Origin of the sequence: Aquimarina agarilytica ZC1, from assembly GCF_000255455.1 — a bacterium.
GTDB classification, from domain to species: Bacteria; Bacteroidota; Bacteroidia; order Flavobacteriales; family Flavobacteriaceae; genus Aquimarina; species Aquimarina agarilytica.
In genome coordinates this window covers 37,194-44,010 of sequence record NZ_JH621277.1, presented here as the reverse complement: position 1 = coordinate 44,010, position 6,817 = coordinate 37,194, and the positions used below count along the sequence as shown (strand labels likewise).

Sequence of the window (6,817 nt, the reverse complement as noted above, 5' to 3'; positions counted from 1 at the left end):
AGTAGATGATTTTGGCATCCTTAAATATACGAAATATTTATATTAAAAGCGTATTATATCCGCACCTAAAATCACTTTCGAAATTTTGGCAAGCTCTTCTTTGGTTCCTTCAAAATGATATAAAGTCTGTTTATGGTATATTTCCTCGTCAACTTGAAGCTCTTTTGTACTTGAAGAGGATTCAAATTCATAAAAGGGCCAGTTATAGTTTTTTTCTTTATTTACCTCCCCATTAAAAATATTAATTACATCTCCAGAATATGGAGACATATTTCCAGGAAATGAATTCACATATAAATCATCATTATTAAAACTAAATTTCACAATGTTTAACAAATTAAGTTCGGGAGAATAACTTCCCATTACATTTTTAGTATGTTTAGGAGATATTCCTAATTTACCTAAATCACTTCCATCTGCTTTAAAATAAACTATATTATCTTTTACAACTAGCTCCTCTTTATTAAAAGCTTTCGAAAAATATGATTTCACGGGATGTATTTCATTTTCTACAGGAATTATAACTCGATTCCTAGGAGATGTTAACATGCACCCCAATTCCCATATACTCAATAAACCCGTATCTTTTTCCCAAGCTTTTAAGCCTATGTTTTTTAAAATAGTTTCTGCACTAAAGGCTACATAGTTTATACTTACAGGCAAGCTAATTTTAAGGTCAGATTCTATTTCTTTTTTGCTATGCAAAATAACTTTTCGTTCTACTCCGCAATCAAATGAAAAACCGCTTGCATTTATAATTTTCAAAGTTCCCTTGGAAGACACTTCACAATCACTTTGGCTAGTTCTTAAAAATTTTTTACTATCTAAATCCCTAGGAGCTCTCATGTTTTCTACAGTCATCTCTTTTCCTGGATCAAAAAAAATCGAAAAAGATCCAAACTCTGGAGCTAACCAAAATCTACTTTCACCACCTAAATAAGCGAATGAATCTTTATGTTTACCAGAATCAATTAATTCCCAATTAATCCAGCCTCTACTTTTCCCTTTATTACCATTGGTTGTACTAGTAAAAATCCGACCTTGATAACTAGGTGATATAGCTATCATAGATTTATCAATTTTTAAAACGACCACATCGTTAATTGCGGCTTTTAAGCGTTTTGCCACATCACCGAAGGATTCACTTTCCGCTACTTGTGTATAAGCAGGAACAGGAATTAATAACGACAAAATTAAAAACACATGTAAGCTATTCATTTTCATATAAATATTAATCACAAACAATGTATTAAAAATTTATCGAAAACCAGTTGTTAAATCACATTTGAAGATAATTTCAATTAAGAGCAAAAAAAAAACGGAAGGTCTCCACCTCCCGTTTCTCAACACAAATCATTTTAATTTCGGGGCTTAATCTAAAATTAAAACATTAACTCTAACTTAAAATCAATCAATTATTGTTTATTGGGAAAACAATAACTCTTATTTACATTACAAAGATACAACACTTTTCGACTTATGCAAGAAAAAAATGCATTTAATCTGAAAAAAAACACATTTTAACGTTTTACAAAGAGCGGTAATAAAGTTTTTTTTCTTTAAAAAACACTTAAAACTACTATAAACAAAGGGGTTATAGCTCCTAACGATATTAAAATGAAGAAAAAACGGAAAAAAAATTTTTTTTCCGTTTTTTATTATCTGTAAAATTAAATAACAATCTAGATGCATTAAAAGTATAAAACGAGAACTTATTAGTACATTTGCAATCCAATTTTTAGCACCATGCGTTTACATCGTAACCTAGTATTTGCCGTAATTGATGCACTTACTGAAATTTTTAATGAAGATAAATATGCTGATAAAGTCGTAACTAAAACCTTAAAACGTGACAAACGTTGGGGTGCTCGTGACCGTGGCTTTATTGCAGAAACCATTTATGAAATAGTACGTTGGAAGCGTTTATACTCAGAAATCGCAGATATTAAGGAACACTACTCTCGTGAAAATCTATTCAAAGTTTTTTGCGTTTGGGCTGTTTTACGTGGTATTGAATTGCCCGATTGGAAGCAATTTGTTGGTACTCCTGCCCGTCGCATTAAAGGACGTTTTGATGAATTATCAAAAGAACGTTGTTTTAAAGAATCTATACCAGATTGGATGGATACTATAGGTAGTACTGAATTAGGTGACGCAACTTGGACTGAGGAAATTAATGCTTTAAACAAACAGGCGCCAGTCATACTTAGAACAAATACTTTAAAAACTGATGCCAAAAAATTAAGAGGTATTTTAGCTGAAGACGGAATTGTTTGTGAAATAATTCCAAATTACCCTGAAGCTTTACAACTTGTTGAACGCGCAAATGTTTTTAGTACAGAAGCCTTTAAAAATGGATTATTTGAAGTACAAGATGCATCATCGCAATTAGTAGCACATTATTTAGATGTAAAACCTGGTATGCGAATTGTTGACACTTGTGCTGGAGCTGGAGGTAAAACGTTACACTTAGCTGCATTATCTGAAAATAAAGGTCAAATTATAGCTATGGATATTTATGAAAATAAATTAAAAGAGCTAAAACGACGTGCCCGAAGAGCTGGAGCACATAATATAGAACCCAGAGTAATAAATAGTACTAAGGATATTAAAAAATTAGCCAACAAGGCTGACCGTGTTTTAATAGATGCTCCGTGTAGTGGTTTGGGAATATTGCGTAGAAATCCTGATGCCAAATGGAAACTACAACCAGAGTTTATTGATACCATAAAACAAACCCAACAAGAAATTTTACAAAGCTATTCACGTATGGTTAAAACTGGTGGAAAAATGGTTTATGCTACTTGTTCTGTTTTACCTTCTGAAAATCAAAATCAAGTAGATGCCTTTTTACAAAGTGATGCTGGTAAAGATTTCTCCTTTGTAAAGGATCAAAAAATATTGGCCCATAAATCGGGTTATGATGGTTTTTATATGGCGCTTCTTGAAAAAAAGTAGTAGCTTAGTTATGTGAACAAAACTAATTTAAAAAAAATCTCAAAAATTAGCCTAATCGCCTTTTTATTAGGATGTTGCTGTATTTATTTTGCGAATAAAAGTATTAGTAATACTGCTAAAAAAAGATTGTACTCATCTGTTGACCATATTCCTAAAAATAAAGTTGGATTACTTTTAGGAACTTCTAAATATGTCGCGACTGGTCAATTAAATTTATACTACCAATACAGAATACAAGCTGCAGCAACTTTATATCATGCTTCAAAAATTGAGTATATTCTAGTCAGTGGAGACAATAGTACAAAATCATATAACGAACCAAAAAAAATAAAAGAAGACCTTATAAAAAAAGGGGTCCCCGAAAATAAAATTGTGTTAGACTATGCTGGTTTTAGAACCCTAGACTCTGTAGTACGTGCACAAAAAGTTTTTGGAGAAAATCAATTTACTGTTATATCCCAAAAATTCCATAACGAGAGAGCTTTATTTTTAGCGGATCACTTTAATAGTAATGCTATTGCTTTTAACGCAAAAGGTGTAAGTAGTCGCTATGGATTTAAAGTACAAATACGTGAATATTTTGCGAGAGTTAAAGTGTTTATTGATCTTTTATTTAATGTAAAACCAAAATTTTTAGGTGATAAAATAACTATTGGTTAATTTCCATTCCCCACTCTATTATCCTCTTGTAACTAAATAAGGTATTACAACAATTCTTTAAGTGCTTTTTCTACACTATCATATTCATAGAAAAAACCTTGCGATAACACTTTTTCGGCACTTACACGCTGACTACTAGTTAATAAAACATACATTTCTCCTAATAATAACCGAGCCATAAACTTTGGAATATTGGGTAGTATTAATGGTTTTTTTAGTAATTCCGCACTGGTTCTAATCAATTTATTTTGAGTTACTGGGTTTGGAGCTACTCCATTATATATTCCAACTAATTTATTTTTTGCTAAAAAAAGAAATAATTCAGCCAAATCATTGACATGAATCCAACTTTGCCATTGCTCACCGGATCCAAAGGCTGCTCCTATATATTTTTTAATTGGTGCTATCATTTGTGGTAAAGCTCCTCCACTATCAGATAATACTAAACCAATACGTAATTTAGCCACATCAATCCCTAATGTTTCAAAATGATCTGCTGACTGCTCCCATGCAGTAACTACATTGCCTAAAAAGTCTTTAGCAAATTTCTGTGTTTCTTCTGTATAAAGTTTTGTATCAGAATTTGGATAAATTCCAATAGCACTTGCCGATATAAAATGAGTTACTTGATGTTCTATTCTAGATAATGTGTCATGTAATAGCTTCGCTGAGTTCACTCTACTTTCTATAATTTCATTTTTATAAACGTTTGTCCAACGCTTAGCAACTGTAGCTCCGGCTAAATGAATTATTGTTGATACTTTTTCAAAAGCAGCATCATCAATCTCCCCCGTAACAGGATTCCAATAAAAACCTTTACAAAACTCACTATTTTTAATCTTATCACGGTTAGTCGTCAAGTAATGTATAGGTATCCCTTGTACTTTGCAAAGTTTTACTATTGCAGTTCCTACTAAACCTGTTGCTCCTGTAATTAAATATGACATTGATATATTTTTACATAACAAAACTAAGCCTGTAATGTTGAATCAAAACAAATTTATAATGTATTTAACAATTGACAACTTGATTGAAATACTTTTAACCCACTGACTTAGTTGCTCTTAGCATTTCTCGTTTCCCAGGAGGCCCCTCTAAACGTTCAACTGTAAAACCTACAGCCTGCATTGCTCTTCGCACACTACCTTTTGCCGCATAAGTTACCAAAACACCCTTAGGCTTAAGTGCATTATACATGATTTCAAAAATAGTTTCTGTCCAAAGTTCGGGTTGTACTCTTGCTCCAAAGGCATCAAAATAAATTAAATTAAATACCGAATTTTCATTTATATTCTCAAATTTCTTTTCTTCCTTTTTTAAAGAAAATGATTCAACAATCCGCTCCCTTTTATCCCATTCGGCAACATGTATGTTTTCAAAAACTTGTGTAGCCTCTTCTTTTTCCAATAAACTACCATAATTCATGGCTTTCCATTCATTTGAACTAATTGGATAAGCTTCTACCCCAACATAGTCTATATTTAACTTTAGTTTTAAGGCTTCAAAATACGTCAACAAACAATTCAAACCAGTACCAAAGCCTATTTCCAAGATAGCAATATTTTTATCCTTGCTTTGAGTAACTAAGTGTTGTAATCCCATTTTTATAAATACATGCTGTGCTTCCTGTAGTGCCCCATGTTTTGAATGGTACTGCTCATTGATATCTGGTAAATGTATGGTCATTGATCCATCTGCAGTTTTAAATAATTCGCGTTTCATAGGTCTATTTTTTCTAGATTTAACAAAAATCTAATCTTCAAAAATTGATTTTTTGAAAAAACTCATTTAATAAATTCCTTTCTTATCAAAAAAATAAATAATGAATCTTTAATTTCCTTACAGGAATGCTAATTTAAAGCTAAAAATTGCGCTTCTGTTAGATTATTAATAACAATTCTATTTTTGATAAATATACCCCAAACAAAAAGCATCAATTACTAATATTTAGGTATTTTTGTTACTTATATTATTAATAATTTAAGAGTGTATTAAATATATACTTCTTAAAAAATCGACTTCTAGGCTTAACCTAGAAAATTAAACCCTTAATTAGGGAAAACAGTATTAAAATTACAAGGGATGAAAGAGACACTTTCTAATCAGGTAAAAATTACAAAGATTGCACAATCTAAAATCAACAAAGTTGATTTTGCAAACGTTAACTTCGGTAAAGTCTTTACTGATCATATGTTTGTGTGCCATTACGAAAATGGTACATGGCAACAGCCTGAAATAGTCCCTTATGGTCCAATACAATTGGATCCTTCGGCGCGTGTTTTTCATTATGGGCAAGCTGTTTTTGAAGGAATGAAAGCTTACAAAGACGCCAATGGAGACACGTACTTATTTAGGCCAGATGAAAATTTTAACAGAATAAACAAATCTGCAGAACGTTTAGAAATGCCTGCTTTTCCAGAAAGTTATTTTAATGAAGGCTTACATTCTTTATTAAAATTAGACAATGACTGGATCAAACCTGGTTTGGGTAATTCTTTATATATAAGACCTTTTGTCATTGCTAGTGAAGCCAGTCTTATGGCTTCGGAAGCAAATGCATATACCTTTTATATTATTTGTTCGCCAGCACAATCTTATTATGGAGGTGAAGTAAATGTACTTATTTCTGATTATTATTCACGTTCTGCTAGTGGAGGTATTGGTTTTGCTAAAGCAGCTGGAAATTATGCTGCTCAATTTTACCCTACTAATTTGGCCAAAAAGAAAGGTTATGACCAGATTATTTGGACAGATTCTAGCACGCATACCTCAGTTGAAGAAGCGGGTACTATGAACATTTTTTTTAGAATTAATGACACCTTACTTACGGCTCCTACAAGTGAACGTATTTTAGATGGTATTACTCGAAAAAGTATTATTGCTTTAGCTGAAAAAGAAGGTTACAATGTGGAAGTACGAAATATAAGTGTTGAAGAAATTGTAACTGCCGCTAAAGAAGGTAGTTTAAAAGAAGCCTTTGGTGCTGGTACTGCAGCCGTGGTAAGTGTTATTAAAGGAATTGGATACAAGGATAATCATTATGATATTCCTGTACTAAATGATGGTTTTGCACAGCACTTTAAAAAATCATTAACTGACATACAATACAACCTATCCGATGATATTTTTGGATGGAGAGTTAAAGTAATCTAGTTTTTTATTACAAAATTATTGAAAAAGGCTACCTACAAAAAAGGTA

General features: G+C 31.8%; 6 protein-coding genes. 3 read left to right on the top strand and 3 right to left on the bottom strand.

Annotated features, from left to right (window positions below; all coding sequences use genetic code 11):
* Window positions 1–42: 42 nt before the first annotated feature.
* Window positions 43–1,218, bottom strand: a complete 1,176-nt coding sequence (locus KQA_RS0214445) for a DUF6786 family protein (RefSeq protein WP_157366716.1) — start codon at window positions 1,216–1,218, stop codon at window positions 43–45.
* A gap of 528 nt (window positions 1,219–1,746) precedes the next feature.
* Here KQA_RS0214445 and KQA_RS0214440 point away from each other — a divergent pair.
* Window positions 1,747–2,958, top strand: coding sequence for an RsmB/NOP family class I SAM-dependent RNA methyltransferase (locus KQA_RS0214440; RefSeq protein WP_010182151.1), 1,212 nt, complete (start codon window positions 1,747–1,749; stop codon window positions 2,956–2,958).
* A 12-nt stretch (window positions 2,959–2,970) separates the two neighbouring features.
* Complete coding sequence (locus tag KQA_RS0214435) at window positions 2,971–3,618, top strand: SanA/YdcF family protein (RefSeq protein ID WP_010182150.1); 648 nt, start codon at window positions 2,971–2,973, stop codon at window positions 3,616–3,618.
* Between the two features lie 44 nt (window positions 3,619–3,662).
* Here KQA_RS0214435 and KQA_RS0214430 read toward each other — a convergent pair whose 3' ends face one another.
* Window positions 3,663–4,565: a TIGR01777 family oxidoreductase gene (locus KQA_RS0214430; RefSeq protein WP_010182148.1), complete on the bottom strand. Its 903-nt coding sequence runs from the start codon at window positions 4,563–4,565 to the stop codon at window positions 3,663–3,665.
* Between the two features lie 94 nt (window positions 4,566–4,659).
* Window positions 4,660–5,340 (bottom strand): tRNA (5-methylaminomethyl-2-thiouridine)(34)-methyltransferase MnmD, encoded by a 681-nt coding sequence (mnmD, locus tag KQA_RS0214425; protein ID WP_010182147.1) that lies wholly within the window; start codon window positions 5,338–5,340, stop codon window positions 4,660–4,662.
* A 360-nt stretch (window positions 5,341–5,700) separates the two neighbouring features.
* Here mnmD and KQA_RS0214420 point away from each other — a divergent pair, with 360 nt between their 5' ends.
* Entirely contained in the window at window positions 5,701–6,771 is a 1,071-nt protein-coding gene (locus KQA_RS0214420) for a branched-chain amino acid aminotransferase (protein ID WP_010182146.1), read from the top strand.
* Window positions 6,772–6,817: the final 46 nt, after the last annotated feature.

Excerpts from the sequence above, each read along its gene's own strand:
- KQA_RS0214445 (WP_157366716.1), bottom strand. The coding sequence starts at position 1,218 with ATGAATAGCTTACATGTGTTTTTAATTTTGTCGTTATTAATTCCTGTT.
- KQA_RS0214440 (WP_010182151.1), top strand. The coding sequence starts at position 1,747 with ATGCGTTTACATCGTAACCTAGTATTTGCCGTAATTGATGCACTTACT.
- KQA_RS0214430 (WP_010182148.1), bottom strand. The coding sequence starts at position 4,565 with ATGTCATATTTAATTACAGGAGCAACAGGTTTAGTAGGAACTGCAATA.
- mnmD (WP_010182147.1), bottom strand. The coding sequence starts at position 5,340 with ATGAAACGCGAATTATTTAAAACTGCAGATGGATCAATGACCATACAT.
- KQA_RS0214420 (WP_010182146.1), top strand. The coding sequence starts at position 5,701 with ATGAAAGAGACACTTTCTAATCAGGTAAAAATTACAAAGATTGCACAA.